Here is a 16,651-nt window from a genome sequence, read left to right on the forward strand (position 1 = left end):
CACCAAGTGTCTGTTTCATCAGCTTGCTCTCGGAGAATACCTGCATCGCATCCCCCAGGTTCATCGGCAGGCTGTCTATCCCGTTCTTTGCCCGTTCCGCCTTGTTCATCCTGTATATGTCCTTCTCCACCGGCTCAGGAGGTTCCAAACGGCGGTCGATGCCGTCGAGGCCAGCGGCAAGCATGACCGCAAATTGGAGGTAAGGATTTCCGGCCGGATCGGGATTCCTCAGCTCCACCCTCGTCCGCGCACCCCTTCCGGCGGGTACCCGTATCAGTGCGCTCCGGTTCCGATTCGCCCAGCTGATGTAACAAGGAGCCTCATATCCCGGGACCAGTCGCTTATAGGAATTCACATGGGACGCCAATATGGCACAGTTGCTCTTGGAGTGTGCCAAGAGCCCTGCCAAATAGTTCAGCGCCATCCCGCTCAGCCCGAACGTTCCCTCTGGATCGTCGAAGGCGTTATGGCCTTTGTTCGCCAGGGATTGGTGGACATGCATTCCCGAACCGGCCAGGCCGTGCACGGGTTTGGGCATGAAGGTGGCATGGAGGCCATATTCCGCGGCGATGGTCTTGATGCCGAACTTCAAGGTCAGCACCCTGTCCGCCATTGTTAGGGCGTCCTGGTATCTCAGATCGATCTCCACCTGGCCCGGAGCAACTTCATGATGGGAGGCCTCCATTTCATAGCCCATCTGGTCGAACATGAGCATGATCTCTTTGCGGGCCATCTCGCCTCTGTCCATGGGCATCAGGTCAAAATAGCCTCCTGAATCGGAAGGCTTCCGGATCGGAAGCCCCGCATCGTCCATCGGGAAAAGGAAGAACTCGAACTCTGGCCCGACATTGAAATCGTAACCTTTCTCTTTGACCTTGGCCACCAGCTTCTCCAAGACCCAGCGAGGGTCCCCTTTGAAACGGTCTCCGCTATGGTCGTAGATGGTGCACATGAACCTTGCCGTTCTCAAAGGCCCATCCATCGTCCACGGATACACCTGGAAGGAGTCCAGGATAGGCATGGCCCGCATGTCTGATTCCTCGATCGTTGCATATCCGAGGATCGAGGACCCGTCGATATAGACTCCCTCCTCTATCACCCGGTCAATATGGGTCGTGGGAATGGAGACGCTTTTTACCGTACCTAGAATGTCAGAGAACTGCATCTCGATGAACTTCACGTCATCTTCTTTGATCTTCTTGATGATCTGTTCCTTCAATTCCGAATTCCGAGGAGCTTCGGTCATGATAGATACTCTGGTCAGACGAATATGGTTCTTTCCCTATGAATGACCGGACCGAATATTTGCCTCAGACCTTCCGACATCTCCGAACCGTTTCCACCACGTCACCGACCAAAACCTCTGACTGGCCACACACCTGCGCCCCTCCGGTGGCAAAGGTCCGATTTCCCCCGCCCTTCCCTGAGACCCTTTTCAGAACGTCGTTCAGCACCACGGAACAGTCGATCCCCAGGTCTGGACTGGAGGCAACGACAAGGGTTAGCTTGTCCCCCTCGGTGGCGAATGCACAAAGGGACGTGCTTTCTCTGGTGATAGAATTGGCCGCATCCATCAACACCTTCTTGTCGACACCTTCGAAAACACCGCTGTAGACCCTCATCCCGTCGATCGTTTCAGGAACGATGCGAGCCAAAGCCTGCCTGGCGTATTTCTTGAGTGCATCCTTGCTCATTCTAAGCTCTTCACCCTGGTTGGAGATCGCACCAAGCAGGGTATCCGTGGTCGCGCCCATCGAAGAGGAAGCTTGAAGCGCGAGACTGGACAATTCCAACGCCTTAAGCGTTGCTTTGTTCCCGACCTCGAACTCGATCTCGTAGTCTCCCACCGGCTTCGCGGAGGTGAATTTCGTCACCAGCAGCATTCCGATCTCGGATGTGTTCTTTACGTGAATCCCGGAGCAGGCCGCTATGTCATAATCTCCGAAGCTGACCAGGCGGACCCGGTCGCCATGAATCCTTTCCAGCTTGACCCTGGCCTTTTCCAGTAGAGGGCTGTCCCTACCCACCCAAACCTCCTCTGACAGAATGCCCTTCGCGATGACCTCGTTCACGGCCCGCTGGCTCGCCATGATGATGCCCCAGTCTATATGCCCCCGGACCATGACCATCTTCTTTTCCGGCGTGATCGATATCTTCACCAGCTCGAGCTCGTCCAGCATCTTCTGGATGGAACCGTAGAGAAGGTGTTCGCCGGAATGTCCTTTCATGAGGTCGTACCTCCTCTCCCAATCGATCTCACAATGGACCGCTTGACCGTTCGTGAACGTGTGGCGAGGCACCCGGTGTTTCACCGATTCCTTGTCTGCCTTCACCTCGGCTACGGCCATGCCCTCGATCGTTCCCAGGTCGGGTTCCTGCCCTCCTCCCCCGGGATAGAAGTATGTGCCATCCAAGGCGATCCAGTCCCCGTCGATGCCGACAACCTTGGCGTCGAAACATGAACAGTATGGATCATTCTCGTAAAGACGAACCGTCATACGACTCTGAAAACCATGAGCGCGTTGATAAACGTTCTCAATTCGGATCGTCTTCCTTTTGGGTTCGGTCATGCTCCCTAATCGACCAAGCTCAATTCTGCCAGGAATAAATGGCTAGATAAATGATTACTGTGTGGTCATGCAAACCGACATATATCTAGCATGACATTTCTGAACACCGCAACGGCCGAACCAATAATTCGGGACTGGGAAGTAACATGTTGGACGATTTGGACAAACGTATCGTTGAGGAGATATGCACCTCCAGCCAGGGATCCTATAGACAGATAGCGAAGAGGCTGGGGATACATCCTACGACCCTTATCCAGAGGGTCAAGAACTTGGAAGAGCAGGGGATCGTGAAGGGTTATCGCGCCAACGTCGACTATATGCGTCTCGGGTATGAGTTCATGGCCATCGTCCATATCTATGTAGAGGGGGATCTGGTCGAGGTCGAACGGCGAATCACCGACCTAAAGAACATAGTGGCGGTCTTCGATGTCACCGGCGAATGTGATGCGATCGCCTGGGTGGCCTGCCGCTCTAGGGAAGAGTTCAGCAACGTTGTGAAGGGCATGCTGACCATCCCCGGCGTAAAGAAGACCAATACCTACGTCATCTTGAGCTTGATCAAGGACCCGTTCAAGTTCATCCCTAATTTCGATGACAATAGCGAGGGTGAGAAGCCGGTCCACCACCGTGGAAAGTAGGCTGCCTCCCCGGGTGAAACCACAAACAATCGGCAGATTCTATTGTTAATTGAAAGCATAGTGTCAACTTTATTGGGCAATTGTTGCCATTATTCGTCATTTTGATCGAAGCCAGCTAGAAAAACGTTTAATACCGTTTGCCCTTAACCAAAGCCATCACAACCACAGCGTGACCAGAGGTAGCAGCAAATGATCAGAACACATGATTGCGGCGAAATTCGAACAAAGGACCTCGGAAAGAATGTCAAGCTGGCTGGTTGGGTTCGCTTCTACAGGGACCATGGAGGAGTGCTGTTCTTCGACCTAGCGGACGCACATGGCACCACCCAAACCGTCTTTGATCCGGAGGCCTACACCAGCTCAGTCGACGTAAAGGGTCTGGGCTCCATCCTGAATAGCATCGGCAGGGAGTATGTCATCTCCATCACCGGTACCGTCAGGGAAAGGGTGCCAGGCACCGAGGATGCGCGCAATCCCACTGGAGAGGTGGAGGTCCTCATCGAGGAGGCGAAGGTGCTCAACACGTCGAAGGCGCTGCCCTTCGAGATCGCAGAGCAGAAGAACTCTACTCTGCCAAACGAGGACGTGAGGATGAAATACCGCTATGTCGACCTGAGACGGAAGGAGATGGTGGCCAACCTGCGCTTCAGGCACAAGGTCATCTCCTCTGCCAGGAAATATCTGGACTCGGTCGGTTTCATCGAGGTCGAGACGCCCATGCTCACCAAGAGCTCGCAGGAGGGAGCAAGGGACTTCCTGGTGCCCTCCCGGACCATGCCGGGCGAGTTCTACGCCCTGCCTCAGTCGCCGCAGCTCTACAAGCAGATGCTGATGGTCGGCAGCGTCGAACGCTACTACCAGCTGGCACGTTGCTTCAGGGACGAGGATTCCCGGGCCGACCGGCAGCCGGAGTTCACCCAGCTCGATGTGGAGATGTCGTTCGTGGAGCAGGAGGACATTTTCGCCACCATCGAGGAGATGTACTCTTTCGTCTGGAAGGAGGTCTTCGGCAGCGAACTGAAGACACCGTTCCCGCGCATTCCGGTCGAGGAGGCGTTCTCCAAATATGGCACCGATGCGCCGGACGTGCGTTTCGGGCTTGAGATCGTCAACGTCACCGAAGAGGTGAAGTGCGCCAACTACGAGATATTCCAGCATATCCTGAAGAAGAAGGGCATCATCGTCTGCATCAACCTCAGATCGTCCCTGGTCAAAGAGAAGATCTTGGACGCGAACGTCGGCCGCAAACAGGTGGACCGTCTTATCGAATGGGCCAAGCAGCAGGGCATGGGCGGACTTACCTGGATGAGGATGACCGAAGAAGGTCTCAACTCCAACATCGTGAAGTATTTCCCTGAGGACGTCCGTAGATCGCTGGAGGAGAAAATGGAGGCGGAGAGCGGCGACCTTCTCCTGTTCATGGCCGGATCGAAGATGCCGACACTGAAGGCGGCGGGTCAGCTAAGGATCAAGCTGGCAAAGGAGAACGACCTGCTCGAGGGCAAGGGACACCAGTTCGTCTGGATCGTGGACTGCCCCATGTTCCAGGCCGATCCGGTGACCGGGAAGCTGACCTCGTTCCACCATCCGTTCGTCAGACCGGTCAACGGGGACATAAGCCAGAATGAGGACCCGATGAACATCATGGGGCTTTCCTACGACCTGGTACTGGACGGCAGCGAGATCGCCTCCGGCTCCATGAGGAACCATGATGCCTGTGTCCAGCGGAAGGTGTTCCATATGCTGGGCAAGGACGAGGAGCAGATGAAGAAGGAGTTCGACTTCTTCCTGGAGGCTTTATCCTTCGGCGCCCCGCCTCATGGAGGCATCGGGATGGGAATGGACCGTCTCTGCGCCATGCTGCTCGGCTGCGAGAGCATTCGCGACGTGATCGCTTTCCCGAAGAACAAGAAGTTCCAATCGCTGGTGGACGGCTCCCCGACGCAGGTCGAGCAATCGAAGCTGGACGAACTCCAGCTGCTCTCCCTGGCCGAGGATGAGAAAGAGGCCTAAGGCCTCTTCTCCAACTCTCTTCTCACCGCTTCCACGATCTCTTTCGACTGGAACTTCCCTTTTGTGGCCTTCATCACATGACCGATCACGCTGTTCGCCGCCTTCGGGTTGGTCTTGGCGTCCCTGACCGTCTCGGGATGGGCATCCAGGAACTCGTTCACGGACCGGACCAGTTCATCCTCGACCAGTACTCTGTCCTCCACCACGTGATTGCCGCCCCCGGCAATGGTGGCGATCGCCCTTCGTGCCTCGGAGTCGGTGATCTTACCGTTGATGTCGTCCTCGATGACCCGGCAGATCTGCGACCTCAAGTGATCGTCCAGCCTCTGCTCGATCGCTGTCCAGTTGGAGGTGATCGGACCGAGCAACTTAGGAACCACCTTCTCCGGCTCCAGTCTTAAGCATAGGTGCTCGAACAGGTCGGCCATGCCCCACGACGTCATCACGATCTGTTTCGCCGTGACCGCGCTGATCCCGTACTGGCTCTGCAGACGATAGGCACGCCGGACTGGTGTTTCGGGAAGCACTATCCCTCTGGCGAACTCCCCTACGTTGTACTCGCCCAGGTCCGGTTCGCCGATGTAACCGTATTCCTCCTCCATCTCCTTCTTCCGGGCTGGCATCGTGACCTTACGTTCCTCGTCGAACGCCCTGGTCTCCCGGATTATCTCCTTTCCCGCGGAGAGCATCTTGGTCTGACGGGAGACCTCGTAGTTCAATGCCCTTTCCAGGTTCTTCAGGCCCAGTATGTTCTTGACCTCGACGCGTTCCTCGCCGACCGAGATGTTGGCATCACAGCGGGCCACCTGCTCGTCGGATGCGCTCAGCCCGACCAGATGACGGAGTTCCACCAAAAGCTCGGCCACGAAGTCCCTGGCCTCGGCCGGTGACGACATATCCGGTGCACTGACTATCTCCACCAGCGGTACACCACTGCGGTTGTAGTCGATGAGCGAGACCTCCTCGCCTGACCGGCCCACACGCTTGATCCGTCCCGGGTCCTCCTCGATGTGGACCCTCCATATTCCGATACGCTTGCCGTTCAGCATGTAATGACCGTGCTCGCCCAGCGGGCTCTCGTACATGGTGATCTGGAAGTTCTTGGGCAGATCTGGATAGAAATAGGTCTTCCTGGAGAACCAGATGCGGTCGTGGAGCTCGCAATTCAGGAACTTGGTGATCATCAGGCCGTACTCGAGGGCCTGCCGGTTCAACGACGGGCGGGAGCCGGGGAAGCCTAGGCAAGTGGGGCAGATATGGCTGTTCGGTTCGGCGCCTTCGGTGCTGCAGGAGCAGAACAGCTTCGACTTAGTCGGAAGCTGGAAGTGCATCTCTAGTCCGATCTTCATTGCGCCACCTCCGGGTTCTTGCGCTGGAACGCCGATTCCCATTCCTCGCCCATCGAGATCAGCCCGGATTCATCCCAGTGAGGGGCGACGAACTGCATTCCTACTGGCATAGATGAAGTGTAACCGCAGGGTGCCGATAGGTGTGGCAGCCCGGTCAGGTTGGGCGGGATGGTAAGGAAATCGGCCGAATACATCTCCAGCGGCTTCATCTTGGCGATCTCTTCGAACCGGGGTGCCACAAACGGCATCGTCGGGGTCACTATCAGGTCGTGCTCATCGAACACGGTCCGATATTCCTTGGTAATGAGCTGACGGACCGCGAGCGATTTCAAGTAATACTTGTCCCTGAAACCCACCATGCGGCAAAAGGTCCCCAGCAGGATCCGGCGTTTCGCCTCCGGGCCGAAGCATTCCGAGCGAACGCCGGAGAAGAAATCGTTGAAATGCTGCGAAACGTCCTTTTCTGGCACCCCGAACCGCATGCCGCAGTACCGGGCCAGATTGGTCGACGCCTCGGTCGTGGCCAGGATGTAGTAGGCGGGCATAGCGAACCTAAGCGATGGCATGCTCACCTCGTGGACTGAGATCCCGAGCTCCTGCTTCATCATTTCCAATGCGTGACGGAAGATCAATTCCACCTCCGGCGAGATGTTCGCCATCGCTTCCTTCGGCAAGGCCAGACGCCTGATCTTCTTTGAGGATATCTCCAGCCTCGGCTGGGTACAGGAGGTTGGATCCTTCGGGTCAGAACCGGAAATCACCGGGAGAAGCCTCCTGATGTCCGCGATCGAACGGGACAAAAGACCCACCTTGTCCAGCGAGTTACCGTAGTCGATAAGGCCATAACGAGAGACGCGACCGTAGGTCGGGGTCAATCCATACACCCCGCAGAAAGAGGCCGGGGCCGATATCGAGCCGCCGGTAGACACACCGAGGGCTACATGACCCTCGATGAGCGCCGCAGCCGCGGCCGCACCCCCGCTGGAACCTCCGCATGCCCGTCCAGTATCGAACGGGTTCAACGGTATGTCGAAACCAGAGTTGGTGCTGAACGTGCCAAAACCGAACTCGTCCATGTTCGTCTTTCCCAGCAGCAGGCCTCCGGCCTCCCTCAGCTTGCGCACAGGCGTTGCATCGAATGGCGGACGGTATCCTTCAAGGATCTTCGAACCGGCACGGGCCTGGAACTCCTTCGTGCAAAGGTTATCCTTGGCCGAGAAAGTGAACGACGAACTGTCGTCCGCTTCCAGCATCTCCCGGTCGATCATCTGGTTGAATATTCGATACTTGTCGTTGATGGCCCTCAGAAGAGGCTCGTCAATGATGCCGCTCACGAGAGCTTAGGCCCCCTGACATAGTCTTCATAGGTGTCCATCATCGCACGGAGCAGTGCCGGATCGAACTCCTGGCCTACCTGGTCCTCACGTAGCACATCGTTCACCGGGATAGGGTTGAAATCATACTCGGTGAGGCCGGGTGCTTCATCCAGCACAGAGAAATTGTTGAGAATGTCCTCGAGATCCTGGGCGAACTTCTTCAGTTCCTCATCCGTCAGTTCCAATCTCGCGACCTTCGCGACTCTTTTCACCTTTTCGATGTCCATTCCATTCAACCCTGCACCTCCCACTAGAGAGACGCCGTTGACCTGAAGCGACTGCATTCATGTCAAACTTTCGCACCGATGTACTTGCTGCGTCACCCGTCCAAGGACCTACCTTCCCAGCAATCGACCACCATCCAGCATCGCTCTCGGACATCGTCTCTCAAAGGAAAACGTTTATCACCTATCACAACTTACTGCGGAATAAGTGATCCGATGGCGGATGATTACGAGAAATTGATGAAGCAGGGGTTCCAATCAATGGGCGAAGGCGAGTATGCTACTGCCCTATCCAAATTCGACAAGGCCATTAAGGCCAACCCGACGAGCGCGGAGGCATATCTGGCCAAGGCCGATGCCGGGGTCCTCGTCCCCAAAGTAACGCAGGAGGAGGTCATTGCCCTCTACAACAAGGCGATCGAGCTCGAGCCTGACAACCCTTTCATCTTCCAGTCGAAGGCCGCGTTCTGCATGGACGTCGGTCTGTTCAATGACGCCGAGGCCGCATACCAGAAGGCAGCCGAGAAGGACCCGGAGAATGCATCGTATTACTATTCCGAGTTCGGAGTGGAGTACTTCCGCAAGGCACCGGTGGTCTTCGAGCAGCATATGGACGAAAAGACGATGGAGATCATCACCAAGAAGTCGCTCAAGTACCTGCTCAAATCCATCAATCTGGATGAGGCAAGTGCGAAGAAGCTGCTCTAAACCTCATCTCTTCTTAGTCGATCAGCGGAGGAGCTTGTCCTCTTCCCGATCATCCTTCTCCCGTTTCATGGTGGCAGAGGGACTGCAGTTCGAACACATCTTGCTTTTACGATCATAGTGCCGTTCACAGACCATCTGCCCACAGATGATGCATGTGAAGTAGGCAGGACTTCCGCAGATACTGCATTGGCCGATCAGATCCATGATGATTTATTTCACCGGGCGGGGGATAAAGATTTGCTAATGAAACCGGTCGAAGGATCAGATACCGTGTTCCTCATCCTGCACCGTCGGCGTCGAACCCTCAGGAGAATGGTCCAGCATGCCCAGATGTGCCAATCCTTCCGCGACCCCTTCAGAGTGGATCGATGCGCAAACATAATCAGCGGCATCCTTCGCCGGACCCGAAGCATTGCCCACTGCGATACCGTAGCCGCACTGCCTTAGCATTTTCACATCGTTGTCGGAATCTCCGATGGCGACCACTTCCGAGATGTCAACTCCCAATATCTGGCATGCCTTCCTGACGCCATCCACCTTGCTGTGTCCCGGTTCCATTAGGTGTATTGCAAAACCAGTGGCCTCGATCTCCACGTTCCAATCCTTGAGCACGGCCCTAACCGTCTCCAGATCGAAAGATCGCTTTATCGCGACTTCGGTCCTGCGCCAATTATCGGTGAACAGACGATCGACCTCGGGCATTCTGGTTTGAAGATATGCGAATGCCTTGTTCGCGGTCTCGGCCGAATGTAGCTGGAAGATCTGTTCCTTGTAGGAGACCAGACCTCCGTTCTCCGCTATCACCGGACCCTTCAGCCCGATGAACGTGGAGAGACCGAACGCCACGGGAAGCACGTTCCCTGAGCACAAAGATACGGTATACCCGTTATCCTGGACCTGGCGAAGCGTCTCGATCCCCAGCGTCTGGATGCGCTTCCTGTTGTCGGTGATCGTGCCGTCGACGTCGCACACCAACAGTTTGTACTTGGAGTTCATCGGATCTTCCGAGTATCAGTTGCGAAGCTCGCCCAGGGTGGTGACCCTTTCGGCGAAGGCGTTGTGCTTATGGATCGACTCCTCACTCTCGCTGCGGACCGTCACAATGGTCTCGTCCGGCAGGTCGGTGAATTTTGCCAGTATGCGCTGCAGGTTCTCCCTTACCACATCTTCCACGAACTTCGGGTGGTCATGCGCCTGGATCACGACCATTGCCTCCTCTGACCGTTTCAGTATCTCATAGGTGGGCGAGCTGAACGACGCCTCGGCGATCTCGATGAGGTCGTTGGCCTCGATGTCCAGCTCCTCCGGGATCTCGATCATGAGGGTGGCCACGTTCCTCTGGTTGTGAGTTATGTTGGGTAGATCGTTATCCTTGAACCGGAGATTCCCTTTCTGCAGGTCCTTCACCGTCTCCATGGCGCATGGGCAGGCAGTCATCCCGATGACCTGGACCCCGATCATCTTCTTCATTCCGTTGCCCTTCCGGCTGGTGGCCTTGGCCATCAGCTTGAAGGACTCCATGGTCTTTCTTCCTGACGGTACAGTCCTCTCCAGGAAATAGTCGGCCTCGATGTTGACCTCGGAATATGTGGCATACTCATGCCTGTCGAGCAGGTCCTTGGACATGGTCGAGGCCAGCGCCTCGATGCCGCTGACCGGGGTGTTCAGGCTGCTTTCCACAACGTCGGTTATGACCTCGAGGTTGCGGGAAAGATGAGATCCTCTCTGTTCTGAAGGCAGGTCAACGAAAACATCGAATTTGCATGTAAGTGTGACCAGGTGACCGGCACGGTTCACAGCTACAGGTTTCTTGACGCCTGTAACCCCGACCCTGGTCAGCATGAACCCGTTGGTAAGCCGCCTGTTTTGAACATCGCTCAACTGAATGGTACCACCTAGCGCTGTGATTCAGGCTATGTATTAAAAACCTCTCGTTTGCGACCATTCTAACTGTTGAGGGAGATCATGGCAGGCATGATCAGTATCGATTCCCACGAACCTGTCCCGGATCTCTCCAATGAAAGGATCTAAGAGTCTTCTCGGAACATGCATAGCATGGATAGATCCCTCGCCCTTAGAGTGTCTTGATATTGATGCTGGAAAGGATCGCGGACGATCGCTGTAGGCAAATTTTGACTCGATCGACATGGTGCCCCTGAGAACGAAATACATATGCCGGGCATGGCCGCACGGTCGCCCTGTCCGGTATGACCACACGAACGGCATAAGTCGATCCACGGGGTCATGTTGTCCGATAAGACCCTTCATCGCCTAGAAGATCCATGGTCGCGACCAATAGGTTCACCGCCCCGACACGGCTTAATAGCGAGGAGGAAATCCTGGGTAGATGATCTGCGGGGTGGACGAGGCGGGAAGAGGGCCGGTGCTCGGCCCTATGGTCGTGGCGGCGGTTGCCATAGAGGACGACGCACCACTTAGACGGATGGAGGTCCGCGACTCCAAGAAGCTGACCCCCACTCGCAGGGAAGAACTGGCAGTCAAGATCAATGAATCATGTCAGGTCGAGTTCCAGATAATCAGCCATGAGGAGATCGATGCGCGAGGCCCGAAGACCTCGCTGAATGAGCTTGAGGCTATGGTGTTCGCCACTCTGATCGATCGGTTGAAAGCGGACGTTGTGTACGTGGATGCCTGCGATGTCAACGAGGACCATTTCCGCCAAATGGTCGGCGGGCGCTTGACCTACAGACCGCGAATGGTGTGCGAGCACAAAGCGGACGACCATTATCCGGTCGTGGCAGCGGCATCGATCATAGCCAAGACCAATAGGGACCGGATTGTGTCGGAAATTCGGTCCGAGATAGGCCAGGAGATAGGATCAGGATATGCCTCTGACCCAACTACCATTGCATTTCTGCAAAAGTGGATAAAGGAGAAAGGGGATTTGCCGCCCTATACGCGTAGGTCATGGGCTACTGCCAAAGAGGCTATGAGCTCGTCCAAGAACGCGAAACTGACCGACTGGGAATGATTTAATGCCGGTAAAAGATCTTCTGGAAGAAACCATCGCAAAATTCAACGCGAAGGTCGAAAAGGACGAAGCCCTACAAAAGGAGCTCGAGTGCGTCAAAAAGAAAGCGAACATGGACTTGGGCACCGAAAGCTACTCCTTCGAACTGTCGTGCAACAAGATTCATTCCCTGAAAGAGGGCATGGTCGACAACCCGGACGTCACGATCACATCGGACCCCAAGACGGTCGAGGAACTGATCACGGGCAAGATGAAACCAATGAAGGCCTGGGCGCTCAAGAAGATAAAGATTAAGGGCTCATTGGAGGACGTCATGCGCCTCCGCAAGTTCTTCTAAGCTCATTTCTTTCGAGAAAGGAGCAAACCTACCGTCGCCCCAGCGATTATGCCCGCCGCCAATCCAGCCTCGATGAACCACACTATGTTAGTGAAGACATACGCCATGAATCCGGCCATCAGGCCTAAGAGTGTGCCTATGGCAAGATACTTGGATAAGGTCTCGTTCATGCCCAAGCCATATGCTCGACATGATATTAGTCTTGCCATGATGGGAGATCAGAACCGACGATCGCAGAATCCCCAAATGTTAGGAAACCTTTATCTAAGGCTTCTCGTTTAGGAGTATTCCACAAAAGCGGGGTAGGGTAGCCAGGACATCCCGTCGGGCTCATAACCCGGAGACCGATCGTTCAAATCGATCCCCCGCTACCATCTTCTATATATTCTGATTCCGAGGTCGTTCCGCCCCGAACGGCGGTGAACGGTCATAAACAAATAGGCACCGACACATAACCTCCCGAACCGATAGGAAAGGTTTTTCCATGCCGAAAGTTGACGTTCTGATCATTGGCGCAGGAGTCACCGGTGCAGGTATCGCCCGGGACCTTTCCATGAGGGGGGCGTCGGTGATGCTCCTTGACCGGGGCGATTTCTGCTCTGGGGCATCTGGATCGAATCACGGGATGCTGCACAGCGGGGCGAGGTATGCTGTCAAGGACCCGGAATCGGCGAAGGAATGCGCCTCTGAGGCGAACATACTGAGAAAGATAGCGCCTGCGTTCATTGAGGACACGGGCGGCCTATTTGTATCATTGCCAGAAGATGATTTCGGTTTTGCGGAGAAGTTCAAGAGGGGCTGCAACAACGCCGGCGTCGACACCAGGGAGGTCGACGTGGCCGAGGCCAGAGAAATGGAACCATCCCTTAGCAGTGATATGGTCCGGGCGTTCTGGGTGGACGACGGTTCCATCGACCCCTTCGGCCTGACCCTGGGGAATATCGAGGACGCGCGCTCGATGGGGGCCAAGGTCCGCAACTACTGCGAGGTCGTGGGAATCGATGTGGACGATTACACCATCGATGCTGTCCGGTTCAAGGACCAACGGACCGGCACCGTAGAATCGGTGACTCCGGGAGTGGTGCTGAACGCGGCCGGTGCCTGGTCTCCTGGGATTGCCGCCATGGTCGGCCAGAAACTGCCCCTGAGGATCGACAAGGGGACACTGGTGGTGTTGAACGGTCGCCTGTGCAAGATGCTGGTGAACCGGCTCAGGCCCCCTGCCGACGGAGATATCGTGGTTCCCAGTCATTCATCGACTATCATAGGAACGACATCCAATGGAGTCTCTTCAGCGGACGGGAACATCCCGACCGAGTCGGAGGTCACGTTCCTTCTGCGGGAGACAGCGAAGGTTATTCCTGGAATTGCCAATGCCAGGGCTGTGCGCGCCTATTGCGGTGTCAGACCGCTCATCCCGGCGGGCGGTGGAGGGCGCTCGGCCAGCCGCAATTTCAGGATCATCGATCATGCCAGCACCGGTGTCTATAACCTGGTGAGCGTGATCGGCGGCAAGCTTACCACCTACCGGCTCATGGCGGAGAAGATATCGGACCTTGCCTGTGAGAAGATCAACAACCGCAACAGATGCCGCACCGCCAAGGAAACCATATCAGAGATGCCGACCATCGATCCCGTGCCTGGGATCCATGATCTGGCCCTCCTTCGCATGGCCAAGAAGAACGGATCAGAATACCAGAACGTCCTGGAGCAATGCGTTTCCCTTCCCCGAGGCAAGGAAGAGGTCTGTACGTGTGAGAGGGTTTTGCGCGGGGAGATCCAATACCACCTGAGGAAGGGAGATGTGAGGAACGCTTCCGACCTCGTTAAGCGGACAAGGGTCGGCATGGGATATTGCCAGGGAGGATTCTGTACGCTCGGCATTATATCGGCGGCGATGGGGGTCTACAAGACCGCTCCGATCGAATACATCGAGAGTTTCCTGAACGAAAGGAACAAGGGCATCTCGTCGATCTTGGTGGGGGAACAACTTCGACAGGAGATGTTCAAAGCCCATCTGCTGCGCAGCGTCTACGGCATCAGGGAGGAGTCGCGATGAGGCATCTCGATCCGGTGAGGACCGAATTCCTGGTAATCGGAGGAGGGGCGGCTGGCATGCTGGTCGCCACCTATCTTTCAGAGCGTCGTAAGAAAGTGGCGCTGGTCGATTCTGGCACATCGTGTACCGCCCTCTCCACCGGATGTTTCAACGGCACGGGATTGAACGAGGAAATGCTGGAGTTCCTTTTGCCCAGGCTCACGTCCAATGGACTCAGCATGAAACGCGATATGGAACAGAGCCCCCTGCTGGGCAACGCCGGCAACCGTTACCATTGCAGGCTTGCCCCCTATTACACTGCCCTTGGCACGATGGAATCGATGCAGCGGTCAAAGCTCGCGGTGGTCGGGATAGATGGAAATCCGGAGGTCGATCCGGAACTGGTGTGTTCCATATTGAGGCAGGATGCCGGCCTCAAGGCAGACCCTGTTCATGTCATCAGCAAGGGAAAGGTCTCGCTGGATTCGCTATGCGACCAATTAAAAATGGTGAACGCGGACATGATCATGCTGCCACCTTTGTTCCCGCTCCGCGACCACAAGACATCCATGCTCGAACTGACCGAACGTACTGGGCGGATAGTTTTCGAGCCGGTCACCCCGCTTTCGCTGCCAGGCCTCCGGCTGGCGGGGGCGATGCGTCAGATGCTGGTCGATAGCGGATGTCAGGTGATGGAGCTCCGCCGGGTGACCAAGCTGATACAGATCGGCGGCCGGTACGACACGGCCATGGTCCAAACGACCGGCACGACCCAGGAGATCAATTTCTCCACCCTGATCATCGCTGGAGGGAACGCCATCGGACCGGGACTGTCCGTATCTGGCAAAGAGGTGACCGACCCGTTCGAGGCGTTCGCCATCACCAGGAAACAGGAGAGCCTGAGCGGCATGCCTGTCAACCGCGCATTATCGTCAGGATATGAGGTCGATGGGAGATTCAGGGTCATAATGACAAACGGGAACTCGGCCGAGAACGTCTACGCCTGCGGGTCCGCCCTGGCCGGCATCTCCTATCCGCTGGGAAGAGGCCTATTGGATGTGCTGGACGGGGCTTGGGACGTCGCCCGCAATGCGGAGGCTTACCGATGACCCGACCTTTCAACGCGGACCGGTGCATCAAGTGCGGTGCCTGCATGCGCGCCTGCCCGGTGGTCCAGGAGGAAACGACCAGCATGTTCGACGGGCCTCGCAGCCTGGCTGTTGATTCGTCCCGTTTCTCCCATGAGGTGAACTCCCTCCGGGACAATATCTTCGCCTGCTCCATGTGCTGGAAGTGCGCGGATGTCTGTCCTTCACGGGTCGAGATGCCCCGGGCCATCCTGCGGGCCAGGGCAGATATGTTCGACCGGAACGCGGCATTGCCTGGCCACACCAAGATGATGCAGAACATCGATGTGGACGGTCTTTCGGTAAGGCGGGAACTGGACTCACTCTCCCTCGGGGTGGAGAAGGCTTCGGTGCTATACTTCCCGGGGTGCATCGCCGGACAGAAGTTCCGGAACATCGCCGATGGGGTGGTGCGGACCCTGCTGCAGAACGCGACGGTGCGCACCCCGTCGGGACTGGTGTGCTGCGGGTCCCCCCTGGAAAAGGTGGGTGACCGGGTGCGCATGGAGGCGCTGAGGAAAAGGAACCTGAAGCTCTTTGAGGGCCGTTCCCAGATAGTGACCTCCTGTCCCGGCTGCACCAGCCACATCAACGACCAATATGGTGTAGAGGCCCTTCATATCGTCGAGTACCTGGTGGAGTCGGTGGGGCTGGCCAAACTGAAGTTCAGGAACCATGGGGTGGTGCGGGTGGTACTGCATGAGCCCTGCCACCTGAAGAGGACCGTGGGGCCGCACGCGATCGATTACTGTTATGACATCCTCCAGTCCATGCCCGGGATAAGGGTCCTTGACATGGCCGAGCCGGACCGTTGCTGCGGTGGCGGGGGTGGATTGCTGTCCGGATACCCTGACGTCGCCATGGACCTGGCCAGGACCAAGATCGAGGATGCTGCGGCCAGCGGCGCGGACGTCGTTCTGGCTCCCTGCCCGTTCTGCGTGCTCAACCTAAAACAGGCGGGAGGGATGGACGTGATGGACCTCACCGAGTTCATTTCCTTCCGTTTCTAGGGAACGAACATGCTGTGCCAATGCTAAAATACCCCATCTGCTTCTTTTCGGTCGTCCATGACCAACGATCAGAAGTGTTTTACATGCCTCCACCGGGAGATACGGCCGGAACTAGGCGTCAACGGTCAATTGATCTACTGCAGGAGAAAGGAGATGGTGGTCAGAGCGAAGGCGGAATGCCCTATCTATTCCCGGGCCACCAAGCAGTCGGTGAAGGAACTTCACAAATCCATCTATGGCGAGATCGAGGAAGAGCACGAGGAATGAGC

Annotated in this window: 18 protein-coding genes and 1 tRNA gene; 10 read left to right on the forward strand and 9 right to left on the reverse strand. The window is 56.3% G+C overall.

Going from position 1 to position 16,651, the window contains the following annotated elements; all coding sequences use genetic code 11:
• On the reverse strand, positions 1 to 1,246 hold a 1,246-nt coding region (gene glnA / locus VGK23_07560), incomplete at its 3' end, for a type I glutamate--ammonia ligase (GenBank protein HEY3420391.1).
• 64 nt (positions 1,247 to 1,310) lie between these two features.
• Positions 1,311 to 2,498 (reverse strand): DHHA1 domain-containing protein, encoded by a 1,188-nt coding sequence (locus tag VGK23_07565; GenBank protein HEY3420392.1) that lies wholly within the window; start codon positions 2,496 to 2,498, stop codon positions 1,311 to 1,313.
• Positions 2,499 to 2,716: 218 nt separating this feature from the next.
• On the opposite strand from VGK23_07565, the gene VGK23_07570 reads away from it, so the two are divergent.
• Together VGK23_07570 and aspS are read left to right on the forward strand one after the other, a co-directional pair.
• Entirely contained in the window at positions 2,717 to 3,208 is a 492-nt protein-coding gene (locus VGK23_07570) for an Lrp/AsnC family transcriptional regulator (GenBank protein HEY3420393.1), read from the forward strand.
• Between the two features lie 189 nt (positions 3,209 to 3,397).
• Positions 3,398 to 5,221, forward strand: a complete 1,824-nt coding sequence (gene aspS, locus VGK23_07575) for an aspartate--tRNA ligase (GenBank protein ID HEY3420394.1) — start codon at positions 3,398 to 3,400, stop codon at positions 5,219 to 5,221.
• On the opposite strand, the gene gatB is transcribed toward aspS, so the two are convergent.
• The 3 genes from gatB to gatC are packed head-to-tail and all read right to left on the reverse strand — an operon-like array spanning position 5,218 to position 8,173.
• A complete protein-coding gene (gatB, locus tag VGK23_07580; GenBank protein ID HEY3420395.1) occupies positions 5,218 to 6,570 on the reverse strand; it encodes an Asp-tRNA(Asn)/Glu-tRNA(Gln) amidotransferase subunit GatB in 1,353 nt (450 codons plus the stop codon). The two genes, aspS and gatB, sit on opposite strands and share 4 nt — an antisense overlap.
• Positions 6,567 to 7,904 carry an amidase family protein gene (locus VGK23_07585; GenBank protein HEY3420396.1) on the reverse strand — a complete coding sequence of 446 codons (1,338 nt, stop codon included), beginning with the start codon at positions 7,902 to 7,904 and terminating at the stop codon, positions 6,567 to 6,569. Before VGK23_07585 ends, gatB begins: the two co-directional genes overlap by 4 nt.
• Complete coding sequence (gatC, locus tag VGK23_07590) at positions 7,901 to 8,173, reverse strand: Asp-tRNA(Asn)/Glu-tRNA(Gln) amidotransferase subunit GatC (GenBank protein HEY3420397.1); 273 nt, start codon at positions 8,171 to 8,173, stop codon at positions 7,901 to 7,903. The genes VGK23_07585 and gatC overlap by 4 nt, the downstream gene beginning before the upstream one ends.
• A 213-nt stretch (positions 8,174 to 8,386) precedes the next feature.
• On the opposite strand from gatC, the gene VGK23_07595 reads away from it, so the two are divergent.
• Entirely contained in the window at positions 8,387 to 8,878 is a 492-nt protein-coding gene (locus tag VGK23_07595; GenBank protein HEY3420398.1) for a hypothetical protein, read from the forward strand.
• Between the two features lie 21 nt (positions 8,879 to 8,899).
• On the opposite strand, the gene VGK23_07600 is transcribed toward VGK23_07595, so the two are convergent.
• From VGK23_07600 to mptA, 3 genes are read right to left on the reverse strand one after another with little or no spacing between them, the layout of a single operon-like run.
• Positions 8,900 to 9,082, reverse strand: coding sequence for a hypothetical protein (locus VGK23_07600; protein HEY3420399.1), 183 nt, complete (start codon positions 9,080 to 9,082; stop codon positions 8,900 to 8,902).
• A 57-nt stretch (positions 9,083 to 9,139) separates the two neighbouring features.
• A complete protein-coding gene (locus VGK23_07605) occupies positions 9,140 to 9,874 on the reverse strand; it encodes a phosphoglycolate phosphatase (GenBank protein HEY3420400.1) in 735 nt (244 codons plus the stop codon).
• A gap of 15 nt (positions 9,875 to 9,889) precedes the next feature.
• Positions 9,890 to 10,759 carry a GTP cyclohydrolase MptA gene (mptA, locus tag VGK23_07610; GenBank protein HEY3420401.1) on the reverse strand — a complete coding sequence of 290 codons (870 nt, stop codon included), beginning with the start codon at positions 10,757 to 10,759 and terminating at the stop codon, positions 9,890 to 9,892.
• Positions 10,760 to 11,225: 466 nt separating this feature from the next.
• On the opposite strand from mptA, the gene rnhB reads away from it, so the two are divergent.
• Positions 11,226 to 11,870 carry a ribonuclease HII gene (rnhB, locus tag VGK23_07615; protein HEY3420402.1) on the forward strand — a complete coding sequence of 215 codons (645 nt, stop codon included), beginning with the start codon at positions 11,226 to 11,228 and terminating at the stop codon, positions 11,868 to 11,870.
• Between the two features lie 4 nt (positions 11,871 to 11,874).
• Entirely contained in the window at positions 11,875 to 12,207 is a 333-nt protein-coding gene (locus tag VGK23_07620; protein ID HEY3420403.1) for an SCP2 sterol-binding domain-containing protein, read from the forward strand.
• A 2-nt stretch (positions 12,208 to 12,209) separates the two neighbouring features.
• Here VGK23_07620 and VGK23_07625 read toward each other — a convergent pair whose 3' ends face one another.
• A complete protein-coding gene (locus VGK23_07625; GenBank protein HEY3420404.1) occupies positions 12,210 to 12,377 on the reverse strand; it encodes a hypothetical protein in 168 nt (55 codons plus the stop codon).
• A 126-nt stretch (positions 12,378 to 12,503) separates the two neighbouring features.
• Here VGK23_07625 and VGK23_07630 point away from each other — a divergent pair.
• The 5 genes from VGK23_07630 (at position 12,504) to VGK23_07650 (ending at position 16,649) form a co-directional block, all read left to right on the forward strand.
• Positions 12,504 to 12,581: transfer RNA gene (locus tag VGK23_07630), tRNA-Met, on the forward strand.
• Between the two features lie 110 nt (positions 12,582 to 12,691).
• Positions 12,692 to 14,266: an anaerobic glycerol-3-phosphate dehydrogenase subunit GlpA gene (gene glpA / locus VGK23_07635; protein HEY3420405.1), complete on the forward strand. Its 1,575-nt coding sequence runs from the start codon at positions 12,692 to 12,694 to the stop codon at positions 14,264 to 14,266.
• Positions 14,263 to 15,354, forward strand: coding sequence for an FAD-binding protein (locus tag VGK23_07640; GenBank protein HEY3420406.1), 1,092 nt, complete (start codon positions 14,263 to 14,265; stop codon positions 15,352 to 15,354). The genes glpA and VGK23_07640 overlap by 4 nt, the downstream gene beginning before the upstream one ends.
• Positions 15,351 to 16,382, forward strand: coding sequence for a heterodisulfide reductase-related iron-sulfur binding cluster (locus VGK23_07645; GenBank protein HEY3420407.1), 1,032 nt, complete (start codon positions 15,351 to 15,353; stop codon positions 16,380 to 16,382). The genes VGK23_07640 and VGK23_07645 overlap by 4 nt, the downstream gene beginning before the upstream one ends.
• Before the next feature lie 57 nt (positions 16,383 to 16,439).
• Positions 16,440 to 16,649 (forward strand): hypothetical protein, encoded by a 210-nt coding sequence (locus tag VGK23_07650; GenBank protein HEY3420408.1) that lies wholly within the window; start codon positions 16,440 to 16,442, stop codon positions 16,647 to 16,649.
• Positions 16,650 to 16,651 lie beyond the last annotated feature (2 nt).

This window comes from Methanomassiliicoccales archaeon, from assembly GCA_036504055.1.
In the GTDB taxonomy this organism is placed as follows: domain Archaea; phylum Thermoplasmatota; class Thermoplasmata; order Methanomassiliicoccales; family UBA472; genus DASXVU01.